Raw genomic sequence first — 21,575 nt, forward strand, 5'->3', positions numbered from 1 at the left:
ACAAGATGTCCACCAGGCTTGCAGGCAAAACCGCTCTGGTCACCGGCGCCGGATCCGGAATCGGGCTGGCCGTGGCGCAGCGCTTCGCCGCCGAAGGCGCCCGCGTGTACTTCGCCGACATCAACGCCGAAGCTGCCGAAAAGGCAGCCGCGGCCACCGGCAGCGAACTTGCCGCAGCGCTGCCCGTGGACATCTCCGATGAAGGCAGCGTGGAAGCGGCCTACGCCTCCGTCGCGGCCGGCGGACCGCTGGACATCGTGGTGGCCAACGCCGGAGTCCAGCTTTTCGGCCAGGACGCGAAGGTGGGCGAGCTGTCCCTCGAGGTGTGGGAGAAGACCGTGGCCGTCAACCACCGCGGGGCGTTCCTGACGCTCAAGTATGCGGTGCGGGCGCTGCAGGGGAGGGGCGGCTCCATAATCTGCACCGGCAGCCCCACCGCGGTGGTGGCCTGCGGGCAGACGTTCACCGCCTACTCCAGTTCGAAAGCAGGCGTCCACGGACTGGCGCGCGTCGTCGCTGCTGATTACGCCAGGGAGGGCATCCGGGTGAACACCGTGGTCCCCGGCTACACGGAGACGCCGCTCGTGCAGACCATTGCGGATGATCCTGCCAGCCGCGCCGGCCTGGTCGACTCCACCATGCTGGGCCGCGCCGGCACCGCCGCGGATGTCGAAGGCATCATGGTCTACCTCGCCAGCGATGAATCGGCGTACGCAACCGGCGGCCTGTTCACGGTCGACGGCGGCCTTACGGCGCTCTGAGGTGCGGCCTCCTGAGGTCAGGCGCGCCGCTGCTCCAGCAGATCGTGCTGGGCGGTGACGATCTGTTCCTCGCCGCCGACGACGAGCTTGCGCACCTCGGCGGCGATGGCCTCCGGGTCTCCTCCGTAGACGGTGTCAAGCATCTGGCGGTGCCAGTCCACGGAGCGCGACAGCGGCTCATCCAGTGCTGTGGTGAGCCGGAATAGCTCCGTGAAAGTGGGTACCTGCTGCTCCCAGACCGCCAGGAGCCGGCGGTTGCCGCACGAGGTGAAGAAGGCTGAGTGGAATGCTGCATCTGCGGTGGCAAACGCGTCCGTGTTGCCGGCTTCGGCCGCGGTGCGCATGTCCTCCAGGGCGGCTTCTGCTTCCTGGCGCAGTCCCTCGGGGTTTTCCGCCGCGCACTGCTGGGCCGCGGCGACCTCGAGCAGCTCACGGAGTGCGAAGAGGTCGCGGAGGTCCTGCTGGTCCAGGCCGACAACCCGGTAGCTCCTGCCGGAGGCCGCGATTAGGCCCTCGCCGGCGAGGGTTCGCAGGGCGTCCCGGACGGGTCCGCGGCTGACGCCAAAGGATTCCGCGAGTGCGGCCTCCACCAGCAGGTGCCCGGGAGGAAGATCGCCTGTAAGGATGTCGGACCGCAGCGCTGCCACAACCTGTTCTCCCAGTGCCTCCGCACGGGTCACGCGTCGGGCCAAAGCCATTGGATTCCACCTCTCGTCAACTGCTGTTCATTCTAACGGTCAACCGGTTTCGGTTAACCGCCGACAAAATCATCCGTGGCGCCGGCAACCACCCGGCGTTAGGATGCCGTGTGACGTTCAGGCAGGGATACGCGGACAACGGCGGCCTCCGCATGTACTACGAGGTCCACGGCGAGGCGCAGACAGGCAGGGCACCCCTTCTCCTGATCCCCGGCGGGGGATCCACCATCCAGACGAACTTCTCCAGCATCATTCCGTTCCTGTCCGAGCGCCGCCTGGTGATCGCCGTCGATGAGGAAGGCCACGGCCGGACGGCCCCGACCGATCGGCCGCTCACCGCCGAGAACTCGGCCGGGGACGTCCTGGCGGTCCTCGACCAGCTGCACCTGGACGCGGTGGATGTGCTCGGGTTCAGCGCCGGCGGCCACACCGCCCTCGCTTTGGCCATGCAGCACCCGTTCCGGGTGCGCCGCCTCGTCGCCGCCTCCACGTTTTTCAGCCGGGACGCCGTGCCAGACGAGTTCTGGGAGGGGATGAAGGCGGCCACCCTGGACGACATGCCCGCTGTCTACCAGGACGCCGACCGCAGCATCAATCCCGAGCCCGGCCACCTGGAGCGCCTGTTCGAACTGGACCGGCAGCGCATCCTCGGCTTCCCAGGCTGGACCGACGAGGAGCTCGGCAGAATCACTGCGCCAACCCTGGTGCTCTGCGCCGACCAGGACGTGGTGAGCCCGGAGCACGCAGTGCGCATGAGCCGAGCGATCCCGGATGCCCGCCTCCTGATCGTGCCCGGCGGCCACGGTGACTACCTCGGTGAACTGGCCGCCAGCGACGGCGACCTGCAGGCCATGCACGCTACCCTCCCGTTCCTTCAGCGCTTCCTGGACCGCTAGCGCGGCGCGGAATAGCCCCTTCGGCTAGGGTTCAGGAAGAAGGGCCTCGGCGCGAAAGGTGGATCCAGTGTTGCTCTCCAGGACTCGGGCGGCGTACGCGCTCGCCGCGGTCTTCCTGTCCGCCGGCTGCCTGCTCACCGGTTGCGCCATGCCCGCCGACCCGAAAGGAACGCTGGGAAACATCACGGGAGGAACGCTCCGGGTCGGAGCGACAGAAAGCGTCAGCAAAAGCGGCGACTGGGTCCGGCTGGCTCCAGGCAGTGATCCGGCGGGCATCGAACCGGACCTGGTCCGGAGCTTCGCGGCCTCCCGAGGTGCAGCCGTGGACTGGCGCAGAGGCAGCGAACAGGACCTCGTCAGCGACCTCAAGCACGGGGACCTGGACCTGGTGGTCGGCGGGTTTGCCGACGACACACCATGGTCCAAGGACGCCGGCCTCACCCGCCCCTTCGCGGAAAGCACGGACGAGCGCGGCAAAACCGTCAAGCACGTCATGCTTGTCCCGCACGGCGAGAACGCCTTTCTGCTGGAACTGGACCGCCACCTGCTGGCGCAGGAGGTGACACCGTGAACCGCGCGGACAGCAAAGTAACAGCCCGGTTCGGGCATACGCGGCTCCCCGAGGAACAGCGCGCAGCCCTCCACAAAGCCAGGAAGCTCGAATGGCTGACCATCGCCTTCCTGGCCGTGACCGTCACGCTGGTCTTCCTGGTGCTGGGCAGTTCGCAGGCCATGAAGGCGGCCTGGATCGAGGACCTGCTCTCTTTCCTGCCGCCCATCGCTTTCCTCGTGGCCGCCCGGGTCATCCGCCGTCCGCCCACCGAGCAGCACCCGTACGGCTACCACCGCGCCATCGGTGTTGCCCACGTCGTGGCGGCCGTCGCCCTGCTCGTGATGGGCGGCTACCTGCTCGTCGACTCCGCACTGGCACTCATCACGGCGGAACACCCCACCATCGGCGGCATCGAGCTTTTCGGCCAGACGGTCTGGCTGGGCTGGCTGATGATCGGCGTCATGCTGCTCATCGCCCTGCCGCCGGTCTTCATCGGCCGGGCCAAGATGAAGGTCGCCGAGAAACTGCACGACAAGGTCCTCTACGCCGACGCGGACATGAACAAGGCCGACTGGATGACGGCGGTGGCCGCCGCCGCCGGAGTGGCGGGCATCGGCGTCGGGTGGTGGTGGGCGGACGCTGCCGCGGCCCTCGTCATTTCGGCCGGCATCACCTCCGACGGCGTCAAAAACCTCCGCGGGGCCGTCGCCGACCTGATGGACGCCCGGGCGAGAACGTACGACAATGCCCGGCCCCATCCGCTTGCCGCGCAGATCGAAGCTGCGCTGGTGGACACCGGATGGGTCGCCCGGGCCAGAAGCCGGATCCGCGACGAAGGCCACGTCTTCCACGTTGAAGCCTTCGTGGTTCCCCGCGAGGGCGTCATCCCGTCCCTGGACCACATCGAACGGGCGCGCCGCGAATGCGTCGCCCTGGACTGGAAAGTGCAGGACATGGTGGTGGTTCCCGTCGCCGAACTGCCTGAGGAGTTCCTGCCGGGAGCCACTCCGGGCGGCGAACGCTAAAAGGGGACGGAAGAAAGATCAGTCGCGCCCCTGCCACGTGCAAATGTCGACCACGTTGCCCTCGGGATCTATGAGGGAGACCCATGCGGGGGCGTAGCGGTCGCCGAGGACGCGGCCGCCGGCGGCCAGGACTGCATCGATACGCGCCTGCGCCTGGTCATGCGGGACCGAGACGTCCATGTGGATGCGGTTGTGCGGCGGGACGGACTCTTTGTCCTGGAACCACGCGGACGGGCCGACGAGGTTAGGTTCGACCAGGTCCTCATCCCCGACGGCGACGTAGCCCAGCGCCGCACGCCAGAATTCCATGACGGCCGGCCGGTCGGAGGCGTCGAACGCGAGCTGGACGTGCTGCACGGCCGACGGGTCTGCTTTCAGCCCAAGCCCGGCAGCAACGCCGGAGATGCTGCGGGCAAGCTCGAGGTCGCGGTCGCTCAGCCCCACGCCCGGTGTGACGACCTGGACCGTCACGGTGTCCGGCCGCAGGTCCACCAGAGGGGCGTGGCCGAGTGCTTCCGCAGCCTCAGCGATGGCGGCAACGAACTGTGCGCCGGTGGCGAAGTCGCCGGTCTGGTACAAAGTCTTCGCACCCCAGAACAGCACGCGCCACTCCTTAACACCGTCGGCGGCTGAGAAGTCTCCATCGGAAATCGCTGTTGCCATGCCCCCACTATTCGGAGTCCGCGGGCGGTGGTCAATGGCCTTGTCCCGGTAACTAGTAGGCTTCTCTGGGTTGGCTTCGCGCCGACTCATCATTGGGGAATCTGTTGGGGGAAAATTTCATGAGGTACCGCTGGGCCGCGTCCACTGCCGTTATCGGAGCCATGCTGGGTCTAGCGGCAGCGCCAGCAGTGGCGGCAGCTGACGAAGCAATCTATATCTACGGCACCCCCGTCCGGGTGGCCATCGCCGCAGACGGAACGGCATACCTCGGCAATTACGGCCAGGGCGGTGGAGTCTTCGTGGTTCCCTCGGGCACCACGAAGGCGGCACGCACCCTCAGCACCGGCGGACGCATCACCACTGGACTCGCGCTCGGCCCGGATGGCACGCTCTACGTAGCCACGGCGGAGGGGGACCAAGGCGCCGTCGGGATCATCCCGCCCGGTGCTGCAGGTGTGGAAAGGACCGTTCCGGTGTCCGCAGGCCTCCATCCGCTAGCCGCCGGACCGGACGGAACGGTTTACGTTGCCAACCCCGCCGGGAATTCAGTCTCAGTGATTGCGCCGAACGGAACCGCGGTGGACCGCACCATCAAGGTCGGAGCGGGACCGGCGGAAATAGCGGTCACGAAGGACGGAACCGCGTTCGTAACCAGCCAGACTGCCGGCACCGTCTCCGTGATCCCGGCCGGGGCGGACACTGTTTCGAAGACCATCGAACTGATCTCGGACACCGGAACGTCAGAGCAGCCCCACGGCATCGCCGCCGGACCCGATGGAACCGTCTACGTAGCCAACATCAAGTCCAGTGACATCGCCGTCATCAAACCCGGCGCCGACACTGCGGCTGAGCGGATCTTTGTCGGGGGCGGGCCGCAGGACGTGGCCATCGCATCCGACGGCTCGCTGTACATAACGAGCCTGCTGTCCCAGAAGCTGTCGGTCATTCGGCCGCACGCCAAAGACGTGGCGGGCTCGATCCCCACCGACGGCGGCCCAGGTCACCTGGCGGTAGCCCCGGACGGGTCCGCCATGGTGATCAGCCCCGCGGTGTCATGGCCGGGGGACGGGGCCGTGGTCCGCTACTCCGCGGCTGCCCTGGCGGCCGCGTCGCAAGGTTCGACGGCGGCGGCACTGTCCGCAGCTCCTGCCGGTGAAGCGGCTGTACCGGCAGCCGCCGGCTCCGGGAATGCCCTGCCGGCCGGCTTTTGGTACACACTGCCTGGCGGGGTAGGGGCCGCCGTCGTCGCCCTCGCCGCCTGGATCCTGGTGAAGGGCCGCCGCAGGCAAGGCCGTCCAGAGGACGGCGCCAGCTCAGCGGGTAGCGGGCTGTAACATCGTTCACATACGTCTTTGAAAGGGGAGCAGTGCGCGCAACGGTCAAGGACGTCGCGCGCCGTGCCGGGGTTTCACCCAAGACGGTGTCAAACGTGATGAACGGCGTGGTGCCGGTCAGCGGTTCCACGCGGCTCAAGGTGGAGCAGGCCATCCTCGAACTGGACTATGTCCCCAACCTCTCCGCCCGGGGGTTGCGCAACGGCAGGTCCGGCGTTATAGCCCTGGCGCTGCCGGACCTGGCAACGCCGTACTCCGCCGAGATCGCGCACAACATCGTGGAGGTCGCGCACGAACAGGGCTGGAGCGTCCAGATTGAGGAAACCGGCTCCGATCCGCGCCGCGAATACGAACTGATGTCCCGCGCGCGTTCCAACCTCATCGACGGGCTGATCCTCAACCCTGTGGTGCTGGATGAGAGCGCCGTCAAAGTTGGCGTCTCCCTGCCTCCGGTGGTCCTGCTCGGCGAGGTCTCTCAGCAGCTGGCCGACCGGGTGTGGGTGGACAGCGTTGCCGCCGCCCGCGACATGACCCTCGCACTCGCCCGGACAGGCCGCCGCCGCATCGCCGTGCTGGGTACGGCGGAAGGCCGGCACTCGGCAGCGGCAGTCCTGCGTACCCGGGGTTACCAGGAGGCGCTCGATGAACTTGGGATTGACCAGGATGAGTCGCTGCTGATTCCGTGCGAGAAGTGGACGCCCCAGACCGCGGCGGAAGTACTGGGCCCCTGGCTGGACTCGCACCCGCTGCCGGAGGCACTGTTCTGCTTCACCGATTCCATGGCCATCGGCGCGCTGAGTGTGCTGTGGAAGCGCGGCATCAGGGTTCCGGACGACCTGGCAGTGGCCGGCTTCGACGACATCGCCGATGGGCAATACGCCGTGCCCTCACTGACCACCGTCTCCTTCGACAAGCGCCGTGTGGCCAGCGAAGCCCTGCGCCTGCTTACCGAGCGGATGGCTGACCGCTCCGGTCCGCAGCGGGTAGTCACGGTCGGCTACAGCATCATGGAGCGCGAGAGCACGCGCAGCTAAACCGAGACTGCCGAATCACATTGTTGGCGCTAACAATTTTTCCTTGTGCGCTCTTTTACAACGATGTAATGTGAGGTCTGCGTCACACGCCAGCTGCACCGGACCCCGGATGCAGCAAACCGGAACGGCTGGCAGGGCGCCATCAGGACTACTTTCAGCGGACCCATCCAAAGGAGTGACGGGTGAAGCAGTTTGATTTTTTCGCCGGCAGGCAGCTGCCCGGCCAGCAGATGTCCCGGCGGCAATTATTGACAGGAACAGCAGCCCTGGGCGGCGTGCTGGCTGCGGCCGGACTGACGGGCTGCGGCGGGACCGCCTCGGCGGCGGCCGTGCGGGACATTGCCTTCTGGCACCTGCTGTCCGGCGGCGACGGCGTCAAGATGCAGGCCATGATCAGCGCGGCGAACGGGGCCAACCCCGCCTTCAAAGTCCATCCGACGGTCCTGGCATGGGGCCCGCCGTACTACACCAAGCTGGCCATGGCATCGGCCGGCGGCAGGCCGCCGGAACTGGCCATCATGCACGCCAGCCGGGTTCCCGGCTATGCACCGGGCGGGCTTATCGACCCCTGGGACATGTCCCTGCTGGCGGAGCACGGCGTTACGGCGGAGAGTTTCGCACCGAGGATCTGGGACAAGAGCCAGCAGGACGGCCAGGTGTTCTCCATCGCGCTGGACTCCCACCCCTTCGTCATGTTCTACAACACCAACGTTGCCGGCAAGGCAGGGCTGCTCGCCGCCAACGGCCAGCTGCAGCAGGTGACTTCCCCGCAGGACTTCCTCGCCATGGCCCGCGAGATGCAGAAGGTGACGCAGGCGCACGGCCTGTCCTTCGGCTACCTCGGCAGCGGCTCGCAGATGTGGCGCCTGTTCTACACCCTCTACAAGCAGCATGGCGCGGACATGGAACTCACTCCGGGCCAGCCGATGAAGGTGGACAGGGATGCCGCCGTCGAATCCCTGGAATTCATGGCGTCACTGTTCGACGACACCATCGCCGCACAAAGCGGTGACATCAGCACGGGCATTGCCGAATTCGCCCGCGGCGGTTCCGGGATGCTGTTCAGCGGCGTCTGGGAACTTCCCACTTTCAAGAAGGCGGGCCTGGCCGTCGACGCCGCCACCATCCCCACGCTCTACGGGACCCCGGCGTCCTATGCGGATTCGCATTCCTTCGTCCTGCCGCGCCAATTGAACGTCGACGACGAAAAGCGGCGCGACGTGTACAAGTTCGTCAGCGACATCCTCAAGGGGTCGCTGTCCTGGGCCGAGGCCGGCCACATTCCGGCCTACCAGCCGGTGGTGCAGTCGCAGGCATACCGGGAACTCACGCCCCAGATCCACTACGCCAACGCCGCCGACATCATCACCTACGACCCCGAGGCCTGGTTCAGCGGCTCGGGCTCGGATTGGCAGACGTACTTTGCGGAGAGCGTGCAGAACGTACTCCTCGGCCGCGACAAGGCAGCCGACGGCTGGGACGCCTTTGCGCGGCGCACCAACACCCTTCTTTCCCGGCCCAACCCGGTCTGAGCGACAAAGGAGTCACCCATGAGTTCCTTGGCAACATCCCAAAGCGCCGCGCCTGAAACATCGTCCCTGCCCGGCAAGCCCCGCAGCAACCGCCCCCGCCGAAACCCGTCCCTCCGTGACGGAACCGGTTCGGCAATTGCCGGCCCACGGCGCACCCGGGACAACCTCAACGGCTGGGGCTTTGCCGCCCCGTTCCTGGCCTTCTTCCTGGTGTTCCTCGTCTGGCCCCTGCTGTACGGCCTGTACATGAGCCTCACCGGCAAGTCCCTCACCGGGGCGAATGACAGCCTGATCGGGCTGGCCAACTACGCCGAAGCGCTGGCCGACGCCGACATGTGGCATTCCCTCGGCAACACGCTCTACTTCACGGTGATCAGCACGGTCCCGCTGGTGCTCGTCGCCCTCGTCATGGCCGCCCTGGTCAACGTCGGGCTGCCCGCGCAATGGCTGTGGCGGCTGTCCTACTTCGCCCCGTACCTGCTCGCCTCCACCGTGGTTTCCCTCTTCTTCACCTGGATGTACAACCCGCAGCTGGGCCTCATCAATGATTCTTTGGCGAAGATCGGCCTGCCCAAGGTGGCCTGGCTGAACGACCCGAACGTGGCCATGTGGGCCATCGTCATAGCGACGCTGTGGTGGACCGTCGGCTTCAACTTCCTGCTGTACCTGGCTGCCATGCAGAACATTCCCGCCCAGCACTACGAGGCCGCGTCGCTGGACGGCGCCGGAGCCTGGCGGCAGTTCTTCTCGATCACGCTGCCACAGCTGACCCCGACCACCGTGATGATTGTGCTCCTGCAGATCCTGGCCTCGCTCAAGATCTTCGACCAGGTGTACCAAATGACCGCCGGCGGCCCCGCCGGATCCACCCGGCCCGTGGTGCAGTACATCTTCGAAACCGGGTTCACCGGTTACCGGCTGGGCTACTCGGCAGCGATCTCCTACATCTTCTTCGGACTGATCGTGGCCGTTTCGGTCATGCAGTTCTTCGTCACCCGCCGCAGGAGTGCATAACCATGGCAACCCAGACCCTCACCCGCCCGGCCCTTCGCACCACGTCCGCCACCCAGCTCCGCCGGCCCCGCAGAAAGATGACGGCCGGAAGGGCGGCCGTCCTGGCGGTCGCCGCGATCCTGGCCGTCCTCTGGCTTGTCCCCTTCGCGTGGGCAACCGTCACCGCTTTCAAGAGCGAGACGGACGCCGCCGCGTCGAAGGTCAGCTGGATCCCGCCGTCGGGCTTTACGGCCGACGCCTTTGTGAAGGTGTTCCAGGACGGCAACATCCCGCTGTGGACCTGGAACTCGCTCTACACCTCCGCCGCCATCACCGTGATCACCCTGGCCATCTCCGCGCTGGTGGCCTACGCCCTGTCCCGCATCGACTTCCGCGGCAAGAAGGTGCTGATGACCGTGATCATCGCCTCCATCATCATCCCGCCGCCGGTGCTGATCATCCCGCTGTTCTACCAGATGGTGGCGATGCACATGATCGACACCTCATGGGCCATCATCCTGCCGCAGGTCATCCACCCGGCCATGGTGTTCGTGCTGAAGAAATTCTTCGACCAGATCCCGCGTGAACTCGAGGAAGCCGCAGTGATGGACGGCGCCAGCCGGATGCGGATCTTCACCCAGATCATCCTGCCGCTTTCACGCCCCATCCTGGCCGCCGTCGCGATCTTCGTGTTCATCAGTGCCTGGAACAACTTCCTCTGGCCCTTCATCGCCACCAATGATGGCTCCATCCTGACCCTGCCGGTGGGGCTGCAGACCATCAAGAGCGCCTACGGCATCCAGTACGCGCAGAACATGGCCTCCGCGCTGCTCGCGGCGCTGCCGCTCATCCTCGTCTTCCTGTTCTTCCAGCGCCAGATCATCAAGGGCGTTGCGACGACGGGCCTCGCCGGCACCTGATCCGGCACCACTGCTTTCACAACAGTTCTGAACCACTACCAAGGAGACCCAAACATGTCCCGCGCAAGGATCACCCTCGACCGCGACTTCACCATCGGGGAAGTGCCCCGCCGCCTTTTCGGCTCCTTCGTCGAGCACATGGGCCGCTGCGTCTACACCGGCATCTATGAGCCCGGCCACCCGGAGGCCGACGAGAACGGCTTCCGGCAGGACGTGCTCAGGCTCGTCAAGGAGCTGGGGGCCACCGTCATCCGGTACCCCGGGGGCAACTTCGTGTCCGGCTACAACTGGGAGGACGGCATCGGCCCCCGGGAAAACCGCCCCCGCCGGCTCGACGGCGCCTGGCACACGCTGGAGACCAATGCCTTCGGACTGCACGAGTTCGTGGACTGGTCCCGGCAGGCCGGCACGGAAATCATGGAAGCCATCAACCTGGGCACCAGGGGAGTGGACGCGGCCCGCGAGATAGTGGAATACGCCAACCACCCCGGCGGCACCTACCTCTCCGACCTGCGCGCCAAAAACGGGCACAAGGACCCGTTCAACATCAAGCTGTGGTGCCTCGGCAACGAGATGGACGGGCCGTGGCAGATCGGCCACAAGACCGCCGAGGAGTACGGCCGGCTGGCGCAGGAGGCCGCCAAGGCAATGCGCTTCGTGGACCCGGACATCGAACTGGTGGCCTGCGGCAGCTCCAACTCCGGGATGCCCACCTTCGGAGCCTGGGAGCAGACGGTGCTGGCCCACGCCTACGAGGAGGTGGACTACGTTTCGCTGCACGCCTACTACCAGGAGCACGACGGCGACGTCGGCAGTTTCCTCGCCAGCGCCGTCGACACCGACTACTTCATCGAGTCGGTGATCGCCACCGCCGACGCCGTCCGCGCCAAGGGCAAGCACAAGAAGCACATCAACCTGTCCTTCGACGAGTGGAACGTCTGGTACCAGCGCGGCCTCGACACTGAGGACCAGCCACACAACGTCAGCAAGGCGGGCTGGCGGGAGCACCCCCGGGTCATCGAGGACAAGTACAACGTCACGGACGCGGTTGTCGTCGGAACCCTGCTCAACTCGCTGCTCCGCCACGGCGACCGGGTGAAGATCGCCAACCAGGCGCAGCTGGTCAACGTGATCGCGCCGATCTTCAGCGAGGAAAACGGCCCGGCCTGGCGGCAGGCCATCTTCCACCCCTTCGCCCGCATGGCCGAGATGGCAAAGGGCCAGATCCTGCGTCTGGCCGTCGACTCGGACAAGTACGCGAACGCCCGGTTCGGCGACACCGACCTCGTCGACGTCAGCGCAACCTGGAACGAGGAAACGGGCCGGCTGGCGCTGTTCTTCGCGAACCGCGGCCTGGAGGAGGCCGCCGACGTTGAGGTGGCGCTGCGCGGCTTCGACGCCCGCCAGGTTGTCCGCGCGGAGGTCCTGGAAATTCCGGAAGGCGGGGACCGCTTCACGATCAACAGCCAGGGGAGCCCGGACCGCGTGGGCCTGAAGCCGCTGGAAGGGGTCAAGGCCAGCGGCCCGGAACTGCGGCTGACCCTGCCGGCGCTGTCCTGGACCGCCGTCGAGCTGGACGTGGCCAAGAACTGATCCTTCCCGCCCCCCAGGGAGGGTGTTATGTACACCCGTACACAAGCAGTGTACGCTTGTACATAACGCCCTTCTGGAAGGAACCATCTTGGAGCAGTACTTTGCCGGCGACAGCAGGACCATGCAGGAGCGGATGCTCGCCGGGGACCTCTACATCGCCGACGATCCGAACCTTGCCGCCGACAACATCCGCGGCATGGAACTCGCCGACCGCTACGGCAGGACATGGCTGGCGGACCGCGGCGAGGCCAAGCAGATCCTCGCCGACCTCCTCGGCGCGATCGGCGAGGCCACCGAGATCCGCCCGCCGCTGTACGTCGACTACGGCAAGTACATCCGGATCGGCGCCCGCACCTTCATCAACTTCAACTTCACCGCTCTGGACGTCGCTGCCATCACCATCGGCGACGACGTCCAGATCGGTCCCAACGTCCAGCTGCTGACGCCCACCCACCCGCTGGAGCCCGGTCCGCGGCGCGACAAGCTCGAGGCGGCGAAGCCCATCACCATCGGCAACAACGTCTGGATCGGCGGCGGGGCGATCATCCTGCCCGGCGTGACCGTCGGGGAGAACTCGGTGGTCGGCGCCGGCTCCGTGGTCACCAAGGACGTGCCGGCCAACGTCGTCGCCGTCGGCAACCCCGCCCGCGTCACCCGCAGCCTATGAGCGTGCGGCGCCACGACCCCAACCGCCGGCAGCGCCTCATCGAGGTTGCCCTCGACGTCATCGCCGAGCACGGCGTCGCGGCCACCACCCACCGGAAAGTCGCCCAGGCCGCGGACGTTCCGCTCGGTTCGCTGACCTACCACTTCACCGGCCTCGACGACCTCCTTGCCGCCGCCTTCACGAAGCTCGCCGACGACACCGCCGACGGGTTCGAGGCGGCCCTCGCCGGCGCCGGGAGCCCGGACGCCGCCCGGGAAGCCGTGGTGGGGCTCATCACGGGCGAGCTGCTGGGGGCCAGGCGGAACATCCTGCTGACCTACGAGCTCTACGCCCTGGCCGCCCGCCGCCCGGACCTGCGCCGCGTGACCGACACGTGGATGGCCAGGAGCCGGGCCGCCCTGGCGCGGCACTTCGATCCCGACACCACCGTGATGCTCGACGCCCTGATCGAGGGCCTGTCCATCCACCGGGCACTGGCCCTGAACCCCATGTCCGCCGAGACCGTTCGTGAAGCCGTGAACAGAATTGTGACCCCGCAGTGAACAGCCCTTCGACAACAGCAGCCGTCCTCTCCGCTCCGCCAGCCGGCTCCGGCAGGGCCCGCGCCGCGGTGGCACTGCTTTTCCTCACCAACGGCGCGCTCTTCGCCAACCTGCTGCCCCGGTATCCGGCCATCATGGAGGAACTGCGCCTGAGCAATGCTGAATTCGGCCTTGCCGTGGCGGCATTTCCCCTCGGCGCCCTCATCGCCGGACTTGCCTCCGGTGCCCTGATCCGCCGCTTCCGATCCTCGCGGGTTGCCGTGGCGGGCACCATCCTGACCAGCCTGGGCATCCTCGGCGCGGGCACGGCGCCATCCTGGGCGGTGCTGGCGGCCGCACTCTTCTTCGCCGGAGCCATGGACGCCGTCACCGACGTGGCCCAGAACGCCCACGGGCTGCGCGTCCAGCGGCTGTACCAGCGCTCCATCATCAACTCCCTGCATGCAGTCTGGAGCATCGGCGCGGTGCTCGGCGGCCTGATGGGGGCCGCGGCGGCGGGCCTGAACCTCGCACCCGGAATCCACCTCAGCATCTCCGCCGCCCTCTTCGCGGCCCTGACGCTGTGCTGCTACCGCTTCCTCCTCCGGGGACCCGAAACGGACGACGACGGTGCTGCCGCCGCCGCTGCGGATGGCCAGCCTGCCCTGGACGCACCCAAGGCCGCCCGGGGGACAGCTGCCAAGTACGGCATTCTGGCCGCGCTGGTGCTGATCGCCACGGCGGGCGCCCTGGTGGAGGATGCGGGCAGTTCCTGGTCCGCCATCTACCTCAGCGACACCCTGGAAGCGGCCACCACCGTGGCCGGACTCGGCTTCGTGGCGCTGACCGGCGCACAGTTCATCGGCCGCCTGCTGGGAGACCGGCTCGTGGACCGCTTTGGCCAGCGGACGGTGGCGCGGGCAGGCGGGATCATCGCGGCCGTTGGCATGGGTACGGCCCTGCTGGTTCCCAGCATTCCCGGCACCATCCTCGGCTTCGCGGCGGCAGGCCTGGGCGTGGCCACCCTCGTTCCCGCCGCCATGCACGCGGCGGACGAGCTCCCCGGGCTCCGGCCCGGAACGGGGCTCACGATGGTCAGTTGGCTGATGCGCGTCGGCTTCCTGGTGTCCCCGCCTGTGGTGGGAGCCATCGCTGATGCCGTCAGTCTGCGCGCCGGTCTCTTCGTGGTGCCGCTGGCGGGCCTCCTGGTCCTGGCGCTGTCCCCGGTACTGGCGAAGCGGACGGCGAGCTTGGCTACGGGTCGTGTCATATGAACTTTCTGTTTTCGGGACCAATGGGTTGACTGCCGACGCTCTGGCAGATCTTATTCGCTCAGCCAGCATCATGCATGTGGAAGAGGTTCCAGACCCGGCAGCCAACGGACCAGCGTTGCTCACAGCAGTGCGCGGCAGCCGTCGGGTCGACTCTTTCAGCGTCGAAGGACCCTTCCACGTGGAGCCTGAAGACGTTCCGGAGGACGTCACCGCCGCTGTCCTGGATCCGCAGTTCATGTACCAGGTGCTGGCAGTGGGCGGCGCACAGGACATCCCCCACGCAGTGCGGTTTGGGAAGAAGCTGGCGACAGCGGCAGGCGGTGTCCTGGTGGATGAGCAAACCGAGGAAATCTGGCCCAAATCGTCCCGTCGAAAATCGCCGCGGCGCGAATCCGGGGATAAACCCGACGAGGTGGATGTCACGATCTATTTCCTTGCCGAAGAAGCGCCAGAAGACGTCCCCGCCCGCTTCCTGAAGCTCGCAAAGACGTATTTGCCGGAGTCTTTTCCACGCCGTTTTGGCACGTACGAGCCGCTTCAGGGCCGCGTTGACCGTGACGGCGAGGTAGCCTTCCTGGCCGCATGCGAAGAGGAATCCGTGACCGGCATGTTCTTCACAACCGGGTCCCCGGTCCTGTTAGGACGCCTTGACCTGCCAAGACCACGGTACCGTCGGGACATCGGGAAACTTAGTCTCATACTGGCCCGCGATGCGTTGACTGATGCAGCCTGGCGTCGGTCCTTGCGCCGCTTCTTCATGGGCGCGGCGACAGAGTTCAATGCTTTCTTCGCGAGTGCCGAAGTCCTGCGGCGAACCCCTCCAGAGGGAGTGCCCAAGGTCGGAGGCACTGAGCTCCCGCGGCGCCCCATACTGTTTGGCGAGTGGGTAGGCTTGCCACCGTACCCACAGTGGTGGAACTGGTTCGGACCGCTGTGGGCAGACACCGTCCGGCCGTACCTGGTAGGAGAACCGGAAGAACATCCGACAGGGCTGTTTCACGCTTGGTCAGAGGAACCTTTGGACCGCGACCAAATCGCGGCACTCCTTCGCGACCCGACACAGCCTTGGGTGCCCGCCCAATACTCGGCTGTCTACGGGGACGGGGTCGAAGCGCTCCGTGTCGCCGAGGTCGTACCCGGTCGGCTCACCAGAAACACCTTCCGGACGACTGACCAGGCATCCTAGAACAGTCTGCCAGAGCCTTCGGCATCTCCTGCGCCGTCTCAGTCGTCATTCTTTCCAGCTGAATGATCGGAACTCCCACGGGGCGTCACGTGTGAGGCGATCCGCTTGCATGCCTGGTGGCATGGCTGCCAGCTGCGCGAGGGAAGGATCAGCTTTTCCTGCCAGCTGCTCGGCTCTGAACACCAGATCCCTCATCTTGCGCGCCATGAAAACCCGCATAGGTGCTGCCGGACCGTGATCGATTCAATACTCAGGCTCGTCCTTGAGAGACTTTTAGTGCTGTTTACTGTCTGCGACATGGGGATCGCTGTGAAAATCGTGCTGTACATCATCTGGGTGCTGTTCGCCGCTGGCGCGGCGGCTGCCTCCATCCATGCGCTGCGGAAGACGCAGGCCCAGGAACGGCTCATTGACAGCTGGCCCAAGGGGCAGGCAACGGTCACCGGCAGCCGGCAAGGCTGGACTTCCGGTGCCGGTAACGCGAGCCGGAACCAGCGGTACTGGCCGAGGTACGAGTTCACCGGACCGCAGGGCGTCCTGTACCTCGGCGAATCTGAGGTCTCGCGTGTGGAGCGGCCCGTTCCCGGATCGGTGCTGGAGGTCGCCTACAACCCGGAGAACCCGGCCGAGTCCTTCGAGGTCGCGCACCCGTCCAAGGTCGTGCTGGGCTGCCTGATCCCGGTTATGGCGTTCTTCGCGCTGGCGTCGTTCTGGTTCATAGGAGTGTTCCCGCTCGGCTGACCAGTACCGGCCGCCATCCCGGTCCCGTGGCACACTGGCCGCATGGAGGAATTGATCAGCTATCCCGAGCCGCCTGAGCTTCCAGCCGAGAAGATCCGGGAGCTGATCGACTACGCGGAGCAGATGGCCGCGGCCATGGAAGCTGAAATGAAAGTGGTCCGCCGACTGGGCAGGGCATCCCCGGAACACGACCTGACCAAGATCATCGAAGGCTGGAAACTCGTGGCCTTGTCCATCAGGGAAAGCTACGACGGCCGCTTCTGACCGCCGCAGGATCGTCTTGGAGAGCTCGGCAACACGCGGGACCTGCGTCCACAAACATGTCGGCCCCCGGGCGCACCATGGGGCTATGACAGCTCCAACGGTTGAGGCTGCGATCCACGAACTGATGGATCTGGCCTGGAATCTTGTCTACGACCTCCTTCAGCACCGGGGTCTGCTGGGCGACGGGTTCTTCGTCGAGGAGTACACCGGCATCCATTCCTGGGTGGACGGGCAGCGGCGGTACACAGTCGTCCATTCGCGGGACGTGGCGGTCCTGTTCGTGGACACCCGGCCGGTGGACGCCATCGTCTTCCGTCACGATCTGCTGGGCGCGGACGACCCGAAGAGCTTTTTCACGGTAAGCGCCTGAAGCAGATTGCCGGGAAAGCGGGCTCAGCCAATGGGGCAGCGGTGTCCGTATGGAGGCGACAGGATCTCAAGCACGTGCTGATCGCTGAGAACCCCCGTAGCTCCCCTTGTATGGGGGTACCATACAAGTGTGGACGATGAGATGGTGAGCCGTTTGGCTGAAGAGGCCAAAGCCTGGACACGAGAAACTGAGGCTGTCCGTCAAAAACTTTTGCTCACGGCCCGCCGCCGGCAGGAGAGTATCCTCGGTCTGCACGCTTCCGGCCTGTCGGTGCGTGCCATCGCCGCCCGCTTGGGGAGCAGCCCCGCGGTGATCCAGGACGCCATCAGAGCGGCTAAGGCCAGGCATCCGGCCGCCCGGCGGGAGGAACGGTTCCCCTATGAGTTGCATGTCATGGTGGGAATAAGGCTGCACGAGGAACCGGAGCGGCTCCGCAAGGTCGCCCGGACGAATATCGAAAAGATGCGCGGCACTTCGCGTGCACCCATCGCCGAAGGATGGCTGGATCGGTGGGAGGAATTGCTCCATTTGTCCGATGATGAGCTGGAGCGGGCCATGCTGGCCGATGATGAAGAAGGCAGGGACCTCCGGCAAATCAGCCCGTTTGCCGGAGCACTGAGCTCGCAGGACCGGCTGGTCGCAATGAGGAAGGTGCAGTTGCTTGAAAAGGGATGAGCTGGAGCATGCGATCCGTGCCGCGACGCAAATAATCAAGCAAGACCAAGTGATCATCATAGGAAGCCAGTCGATTCTCGGTTCGTTCACCGAAGATCAGTTGCCTGACGTGGCCACCATGTCGCCGGAGGTGGATATTGCTCCGGTGCGCGACGTGGACGCCGAAGCTCTGAGCGACCAACTTAGTTTTGATGCAGGCGAGCTGTCGGAGTTCCACCAGGAGTATGGCTTTTACATTGAAGGCGTTGGACGGCGGACGGCGATCCTGCCCCCGGATTGGGAATATCGTTTGGTTGGCGTCAGGAGCGAGGCCACCAATAATGCCACCGGTCTTTGTTTGGAGCCGCATGACCTTTGCGCGGCAAAACTTATGGCGGACCGACAAAAGGATCTCGACTTTGTCCGGGCGCTGGTGGAAGCGCGGCTGGTCGATCCCGCAATTCTTGAACAGCGTCTGGCGTCGATCGACTTGGCGGGGGTCGACAGCGACCAAGGCGAAGAAGCGTTGGCCTATCGCCAGCGAAAATCCATCGAGTGGGCCAAGGCCGCCCAGACGCAGGCAGGCACTCAAGACCCCCGCAGAACTGGCTAGGACCAATAGCAGCGTCAGGCCTCGACCTTGTTTTCCCCCAATGAACCCCATGCCCGGAGATTACCGGCATCCGCCAGCATGAGCTACCCGCTGACCTGCCCGGAGCGGTGAGTCCTTGCCGATGGGACCTATCCCGGTTAGGGCGCAGGGTTCCGGCGCCGTAGGCTAGGCCGGATAGACGGCGATTGCGGTGGCCTTGATGACGAAGTGGACGGTCATCCCGGGGTGAAGGCCGAGGTCCGCCGAGGCTGCCGGGGTGATGTCCGCCGACAGGCCGCCGGCGTGGACCCGGATCTGGTCGCCGTGCGGTTCCAGGTCCGTGATGGTGACGGCGAACGAATTCCGCGGGCTGCCGTGTTCATCGCCCGGGAAGACCGAGACCGCCGTCGGCGAAAAGACGGCGACGCCGTCCTGGCCGGGGACGGCACCGTCCTCGGGGTGTGCGGTGATGTCCAGCCCGCCGTCGGACGTGAGCCCGTGCGCGATGATGGTGCCGGGGAGAAGGTTCATTCCCGCCAGGCCCGCCGCGAACTTGCTGCGCGGTCTTTCCAGAACGCCGCGGGTGGGACCTTCCTCCGTGATCCGTCCGTGCTCCATGACGACGGCGCGGTCGGCGAGCATCAGGGCATCCAGGACATCGTGCGTGATGATGATGGCCCGGCGGTTTGCCAGGACGCGCTTGAGGAGCCGGCGCAGCATGGGGGCGGCATGGATGTCGAGGGCTGCCATCGGCTCGTCGAGGAGCAGCAGTTCGGGGTCGATGGCCAGGGCGCGCGCGATGGCGACGCGCTGTGCCTGCCCGCCCGAGAGCTGCCCGGGCCGCCGGTCCGCGAACTCCGCCGCATCCACCTCGGCCAGCCAGTGCCGTGCCGTCTGCAGTGCATTGGCCCGGCCCACACCGGCCGCGCGCGGCCCGAAGGCGACGTTCTCCAGCACGCTCATGTGCGGAAACAGCAGTGGCTCCTGGGCCAGCAGCGCTGTTCCCCTGGCGTGCGGGGGCAGGAAGTGGCTGTTGCCGCCGTCGAGATTGAACAGCGTCTTTTCACCCAGGTCCGCGCGCCCGCTGTCCGGGCGGAGCAGTCCTGCGACGATTCCCAGCAGTGTTGATTTGCCGGCTCCGTTGGGACCAAGCACGGCTATGGTTTCGGAGGCCCCGAGCGTCAGGGAGACCTCGAAGTTGCGGGCGTGCAGGGCGGCCTCGAGCGTGAAGGTCATTCCGGACCCGCCTCCGCAGCCAGCGCGCGGGGGCGCCGGTAGGAAAGCCCGACGACGGCGACCGCCACCGCCACGAGCACCAGGGACAGCGCGACGGCGGCATCGGCGTCGGTTTCCCGCTGCAGGTAAATTTCCAGCGGCAGGGTGCGGGTGACACCCTGCAGGCTGCCGGCGAAGGTCAGGGTGGCACCGAACTCGCCAAGGCAGCGGGCGAAGGACAGCACGGCCCCGGAGGCAAGTCCAGGCAGGACCAGCGGAAGGCTGACGCGGCGCAGCACCGTGGTGGGGCGGGCGCCGAGGGTTGCCGCAACCGCCTCGTACCTGGTCCCGGCCGTCCTGAGTGCGCCCTCGAGACTCACCACCAGGAACGGCAGAGCCACGAACGTCTGGGCAAGAACGACGGCGGTGGTGGAGAAGGCGATCTGGATGCCCGCCAGCTCCAGGCTCCGGCCGAGCAGACCCTGCCGGCCGAATGTGTACAGGAGGGCGATGCCGCCGACGACGGGCGGCAACACCAGGGGGAGCAGCACGAAGGCCCGCAACAGGCGCTGGCCGGGGAAGCTGGCGCGGGCCAGGACGAGGGCCAGGGGCACGCCGAACACGATGCACAGCACCGTGCTGGCTGCCGAAGTCCGAAGGCTCAGGCCCAGCGCGGTCAGGGATGATTCCGAGGTGACGAGCGGGATGAACTGCCCCCAGTTGACCCTGGCCGCCATGGCGGCCAGCGGCAGCAGGACAAGCAGAGCCCCCGCCGCCGCGATCGCGAACACCCACGGCGGGACGCCGGTGTATCCGGTGTTCCGCCGGTTTGTTAACGTGCTGGCGGCAGCCTTTTTGCTACGGGGTGCCGAAACCGGCATCACTGAGGACCTTCCTGCCTTCGCTGCCGGTAACCATGGCGATGAAGGCCCTGGCCACTTCCTTGTTGCTGCTGCTGCCGACGGCCGCGATCGGGTAGGTGTTCACTGCCTGGTCCGCTTCGCTGAACGGAATGCCCCTGACCTTGTCCCCGGCGTTCCTGACATCGGTGACGTAGACCAGGCCGGCGTCGGCTTCCCCGGAGGTGACCTTGCCCAGCACGTCGGTTACAGAGGATTCCTCACTGACCGGCTTCAGGGTGGTTCCGGTGGCCTCTTCAACCTTCTCGGTGGCGGAGCCGCACGGCACTTGCGGTGCGCAGACAACCACCTTGACGCCTTCCTTCGCCAGGTCGGCGAAGGAACTGATCGACGCCGGGTTGGCAGCTGGGACGGCGATCTCCAGGACGTTGGTGGCGAAGTTGCTTGCCGGGCCGTCGATGAGCCTGGCGTCGGAGAGTCTGGCCATGTTCTTGGTATCGGCCGCGGCGAACACATCGGCCGGCGCACCCTGGCTGATCTGGGTGGCCAGGCCCGAGGACCCGGCGAAGTTGAGCGTGACGTTGGTCCCTGGGTTCTTGTCCTCGAATTCGGAGGCGATCCTGGTAAAGGTCGCCTTCAGGGACGCGGCGGCGAACACGGTGAGGGTCCCGGCCTGACCGGCTGACTTACCGTTCGCCGTCGAACCGCCACTTTGGGTGGTGCCGGATGCGGTATTGGAGGCGGCGCAGCCGGCCAGCCCGGCGGCAAGGAGGGACGCGGCCAAGAGCGCGGTGGGGCGCGCACGGGTGATGCTCATATGACGCTCTTTCCCTGGGGCGTCTCGATGATGACAGTGGTGGCTTTGACCACGGCGGTGGCCACCGAGCCGAGTTCCAGGCCGAGTTCCCTGACGGCTTCGCTGCTCATCAGGGACACGACGCGGAAGGGTCCGCACTGCAGCTCGACCTGGGCCATGACCTTGTCCGCGGTGATGCCGGTGACCAAGCCAACGAACCTGTTGCGCGCCGAGCTGCCCATGCGGGTGGGGTCATCGGGCAGCTGCGCCTGGTCCCGGGCGAGCTTGGCCAGTTCCAGTCCGTCCACGGCCAGGCGGCCGGAGGAATCCTTGACGGGGGAGAGGGTCCCGTTCTCCGTCCAGCGGCGGACGGTGTCATCGCTGACGCCCAGAAAGCGCGCGGCTTCGGAGATCCGGATTTTCGGCATGACAG

At 66.5% G+C, this 21,575-nt stretch carries 25 protein-coding genes; 19 read left to right on the forward strand and 6 right to left on the reverse strand.

Going from position 1 to position 21,575, the window contains the following annotated elements; translation table 11 throughout:
* Positions 1-5: 5 nt before the first annotated feature.
* Positions 6-761 carry an SDR family NAD(P)-dependent oxidoreductase gene (locus tag BWQ92_RS13105; protein ID WP_076800091.1) on the forward strand — a complete coding sequence of 252 codons (756 nt, stop codon included), beginning with the start codon at positions 6-8 and terminating at the stop codon, positions 759-761.
* A gap of 17 nt (positions 762-778) precedes the next feature.
* Here the strand turns inward: BWQ92_RS13105 and BWQ92_RS13110 are convergent, their stop codons facing one another.
* The gene (locus BWQ92_RS13110; RefSeq protein WP_076800093.1) at positions 779-1,459 is read right to left on the reverse strand and encodes a GntR family transcriptional regulator; all 681 of its coding nucleotides are present in this window, start codon (positions 1,457-1,459) and stop codon (positions 779-781) included.
* Positions 1,460-1,569: 110 nt separating this feature from the next.
* Here BWQ92_RS13110 and BWQ92_RS13115 point away from each other — a divergent pair, with 110 nt between their 5' ends.
* The 3 genes from BWQ92_RS13115 (at position 1,570) to BWQ92_RS13125 (ending at position 3,933) form a co-directional block, all read left to right on the forward strand.
* Entirely contained in the window at positions 1,570-2,355 is a 786-nt protein-coding gene (locus BWQ92_RS13115; RefSeq protein WP_236782952.1) for an alpha/beta fold hydrolase, read from the forward strand.
* Positions 2,356-2,422: 67 nt separating this feature from the next.
* Positions 2,423-2,926, forward strand: a complete 504-nt coding sequence (locus BWQ92_RS24325) for an ABC transporter substrate-binding protein (protein ID WP_335633063.1) — start codon at positions 2,423-2,425, stop codon at positions 2,924-2,926.
* On the forward strand, positions 2,923-3,933 hold the full coding sequence (locus BWQ92_RS13125) for a cation transporter (protein WP_076800097.1): 1,011 nt from the start codon (positions 2,923-2,925) through the stop codon (positions 3,931-3,933). Before BWQ92_RS24325 ends, BWQ92_RS13125 begins: the two co-directional genes overlap by 4 nt.
* 18 nt (positions 3,934-3,951) lie before the next feature.
* On the opposite strand, the gene BWQ92_RS13130 is transcribed toward BWQ92_RS13125, so the two are convergent.
* Positions 3,952-4,596: a VOC family protein gene (locus BWQ92_RS13130; protein WP_076800099.1), complete on the reverse strand. Its 645-nt coding sequence runs from the start codon at positions 4,594-4,596 to the stop codon at positions 3,952-3,954.
* 119 nt (positions 4,597-4,715) lie between these two features.
* On the opposite strand from BWQ92_RS13130, the gene BWQ92_RS13135 reads away from it, so the two are divergent.
* The 15 genes from BWQ92_RS13135 (at position 4,716) to BWQ92_RS13205 (ending at position 18,292) form a co-directional block, all read left to right on the forward strand.
* Positions 4,716-5,930, forward strand: a complete 1,215-nt coding sequence (locus BWQ92_RS13135; protein WP_157365152.1) for a Vgb family protein — start codon at positions 4,716-4,718, stop codon at positions 5,928-5,930.
* A 32-nt stretch (positions 5,931-5,962) separates the two neighbouring features.
* Positions 5,963-6,964 (forward strand): LacI family DNA-binding transcriptional regulator, encoded by a 1,002-nt coding sequence (locus BWQ92_RS13140; protein ID WP_076800104.1) that lies wholly within the window; start codon positions 5,963-5,965, stop codon positions 6,962-6,964.
* Positions 6,965-7,194: 230 nt separating this feature from the next.
* Entirely contained in the window at positions 7,195-8,496 is a 1,302-nt protein-coding gene (locus BWQ92_RS13145) for an extracellular solute-binding protein (RefSeq protein ID WP_157365299.1), read from the forward strand.
* Positions 8,497-8,514: 18 nt separating this feature from the next.
* Positions 8,515-9,510, forward strand: a complete 996-nt coding sequence (locus BWQ92_RS13150) for a carbohydrate ABC transporter permease (RefSeq protein WP_236782953.1) — start codon at positions 8,515-8,517, stop codon at positions 9,508-9,510.
* Positions 9,511-9,512: 2 nt separating this feature from the next.
* Positions 9,513-10,409, forward strand: a complete 897-nt coding sequence (locus tag BWQ92_RS13155) for a carbohydrate ABC transporter permease (protein WP_076800108.1) — start codon at positions 9,513-9,515, stop codon at positions 10,407-10,409.
* A 54-nt stretch (positions 10,410-10,463) separates the two neighbouring features.
* A complete protein-coding gene (arfA, locus tag BWQ92_RS13160; RefSeq protein ID WP_076800110.1) occupies positions 10,464-12,002 on the forward strand; it encodes an arabinosylfuranosidase ArfA in 1,539 nt (512 codons plus the stop codon).
* An 85-nt stretch (positions 12,003-12,087) separates the two neighbouring features.
* A complete protein-coding gene (locus tag BWQ92_RS13165) occupies positions 12,088-12,669 on the forward strand; it encodes a sugar O-acetyltransferase (RefSeq protein ID WP_269466404.1) in 582 nt (193 codons plus the stop codon).
* On the forward strand, positions 12,666-13,211 hold the full coding sequence (locus BWQ92_RS13170) for a TetR/AcrR family transcriptional regulator (protein WP_076800112.1): 546 nt from the start codon (positions 12,666-12,668) through the stop codon (positions 13,209-13,211). Before BWQ92_RS13165 ends, BWQ92_RS13170 begins: the two co-directional genes overlap by 4 nt.
* Positions 13,208-14,464: an MFS transporter gene (locus tag BWQ92_RS13175; protein WP_076800114.1), complete on the forward strand. Its 1,257-nt coding sequence runs from the start codon at positions 13,208-13,210 to the stop codon at positions 14,462-14,464. The genes BWQ92_RS13170 and BWQ92_RS13175 overlap by 4 nt, the downstream gene beginning before the upstream one ends.
* A complete protein-coding gene (locus BWQ92_RS13180; RefSeq protein ID WP_172804285.1) occupies positions 14,454-15,650 on the forward strand; it encodes a hypothetical protein in 1,197 nt (398 codons plus the stop codon). The genes BWQ92_RS13175 and BWQ92_RS13180 overlap by 11 nt, the downstream gene beginning before the upstream one ends.
* A 297-nt stretch (positions 15,651-15,947) precedes the next feature.
* Positions 15,948-16,391 carry a DUF3592 domain-containing protein gene (locus tag BWQ92_RS13185; protein WP_236782954.1) on the forward strand — a complete coding sequence of 148 codons (444 nt, stop codon included), beginning with the start codon at positions 15,948-15,950 and terminating at the stop codon, positions 16,389-16,391.
* A gap of 42 nt (positions 16,392-16,433) precedes the next feature.
* The gene (locus BWQ92_RS13190) at positions 16,434-16,655 is read left to right on the forward strand and encodes a hypothetical protein (protein ID WP_140416407.1); all 222 of its coding nucleotides are present in this window, start codon (positions 16,434-16,436) and stop codon (positions 16,653-16,655) included.
* 85 nt (positions 16,656-16,740) lie between these two features.
* The gene (locus BWQ92_RS13195) at positions 16,741-17,025 is read left to right on the forward strand and encodes a hypothetical protein (protein ID WP_076800121.1); all 285 of its coding nucleotides are present in this window, start codon (positions 16,741-16,743) and stop codon (positions 17,023-17,025) included.
* 129 nt (positions 17,026-17,154) lie between these two features.
* Positions 17,155-17,700, forward strand: coding sequence for a hypothetical protein (locus BWQ92_RS13200; protein WP_157365154.1), 546 nt, complete (start codon positions 17,155-17,157; stop codon positions 17,698-17,700).
* Positions 17,687-18,292: a DUF6036 family nucleotidyltransferase gene (locus BWQ92_RS13205; RefSeq protein ID WP_076800125.1), complete on the forward strand. Its 606-nt coding sequence runs from the start codon at positions 17,687-17,689 to the stop codon at positions 18,290-18,292. Before BWQ92_RS13200 ends, BWQ92_RS13205 begins: the two co-directional genes overlap by 14 nt.
* Before the next feature lie 165 nt (positions 18,293-18,457).
* Here the strand turns inward: BWQ92_RS13205 and BWQ92_RS13210 are convergent, their stop codons facing one another.
* From BWQ92_RS13210 to BWQ92_RS13225, 4 genes are read right to left on the reverse strand one after another with little or no spacing between them, the layout of a single operon-like run.
* Positions 18,458-19,507, reverse strand: coding sequence for a sulfate/molybdate ABC transporter ATP-binding protein (locus BWQ92_RS13210; RefSeq protein WP_076800127.1), 1,050 nt, complete (start codon positions 19,505-19,507; stop codon positions 18,458-18,460).
* Entirely contained in the window at positions 19,504-20,367 is an 864-nt protein-coding gene (locus BWQ92_RS13215; RefSeq protein ID WP_076800129.1) for an ABC transporter permease, read from the reverse strand. The genes BWQ92_RS13210 and BWQ92_RS13215 overlap by 4 nt, the downstream gene beginning before the upstream one ends.
* Positions 20,345-21,163, reverse strand: a complete 819-nt coding sequence (gene modA, locus BWQ92_RS13220; protein WP_076800131.1) for a molybdate ABC transporter substrate-binding protein — start codon at positions 21,161-21,163, stop codon at positions 20,345-20,347. Before modA ends, BWQ92_RS13215 begins: the two co-directional genes overlap by 23 nt.
* Positions 21,160-21,570 (reverse strand): TOBE domain-containing protein, encoded by a 411-nt coding sequence (locus tag BWQ92_RS13225; RefSeq protein WP_076800133.1) that lies wholly within the window; start codon positions 21,568-21,570, stop codon positions 21,160-21,162. Before BWQ92_RS13225 ends, modA begins: the two co-directional genes overlap by 4 nt.
* Between the last annotated feature and the right edge of the window lie 5 nt (positions 21,571-21,575).

The sequence above is a fragment of the Arthrobacter sp. QXT-31 genome (assembly GCF_001969265.1).
Classification (GTDB): Bacteria; Actinomycetota; Actinomycetes; order Actinomycetales; family Micrococcaceae; genus Arthrobacter.

What these genes read in the sequence shown, in the direction of transcription:
- BWQ92_RS13105 (WP_076800091.1), top strand. Translation starts at nt 6, where the DNA reads ATGTCCACCAGGCTTGCAGGCAAAACCGCTCTGGTCACCGGCGCCGGA.
- BWQ92_RS13110 (WP_076800093.1), bottom strand. Translation starts at nt 1,459, where the DNA reads ATGGCTTTGGCCCGACGCGTGACCCGTGCGGAGGCACTGGGAGAACAG.
- BWQ92_RS13130 (WP_076800099.1), bottom strand. Translation starts at nt 4,596, where the DNA reads ATGGCAACAGCGATTTCCGATGGAGACTTCTCAGCCGCCGACGGTGTT.
- BWQ92_RS13135 (WP_157365152.1), top strand. Translation starts at nt 4,716, where the DNA reads ATGAGGTACCGCTGGGCCGCGTCCACTGCCGTTATCGGAGCCATGCTG.
- BWQ92_RS13145 (WP_157365299.1), top strand. Translation starts at nt 7,195, where the DNA reads ATGTCCCGGCGGCAATTATTGACAGGAACAGCAGCCCTGGGCGGCGTG.
- BWQ92_RS13150 (WP_236782953.1), top strand. Translation starts at nt 8,515, where the DNA reads ATGAGTTCCTTGGCAACATCCCAAAGCGCCGCGCCTGAAACATCGTCC.
- BWQ92_RS13155 (WP_076800108.1), top strand. Translation starts at nt 9,513, where the DNA reads ATGGCAACCCAGACCCTCACCCGCCCGGCCCTTCGCACCACGTCCGCC.
- arfA (WP_076800110.1), top strand. Translation starts at nt 10,464, where the DNA reads ATGTCCCGCGCAAGGATCACCCTCGACCGCGACTTCACCATCGGGGAA.
- BWQ92_RS13170 (WP_076800112.1), top strand. Translation starts at nt 12,666, where the DNA reads ATGAGCGTGCGGCGCCACGACCCCAACCGCCGGCAGCGCCTCATCGAG.
- BWQ92_RS13185 (WP_236782954.1), top strand. Translation starts at nt 15,948, where the DNA reads ATGGGGATCGCTGTGAAAATCGTGCTGTACATCATCTGGGTGCTGTTC.
- BWQ92_RS13190 (WP_140416407.1), top strand. Translation starts at nt 16,434, where the DNA reads ATGGAGGAATTGATCAGCTATCCCGAGCCGCCTGAGCTTCCAGCCGAG.
- BWQ92_RS13195 (WP_076800121.1), top strand. Translation starts at nt 16,741, where the DNA reads ATGACAGCTCCAACGGTTGAGGCTGCGATCCACGAACTGATGGATCTG.
- BWQ92_RS13210 (WP_076800127.1), bottom strand. Translation starts at nt 19,507, where the DNA reads ATGACCTTCACGCTCGAGGCCGCCCTGCACGCCCGCAACTTCGAGGTC.
- BWQ92_RS13215 (WP_076800129.1), bottom strand. Translation starts at nt 20,367, where the DNA reads ATGCCGGTTTCGGCACCCCGTAGCAAAAAGGCTGCCGCCAGCACGTTA.
- modA (WP_076800131.1), bottom strand. Translation starts at nt 21,163, where the DNA reads ATGAGCATCACCCGTGCGCGCCCCACCGCGCTCTTGGCCGCGTCCCTC.
- BWQ92_RS13225 (WP_076800133.1), bottom strand. Translation starts at nt 21,570, where the DNA reads ATGCCGAAAATCCGGATCTCCGAAGCCGCGCGCTTTCTGGGCGTCAGC.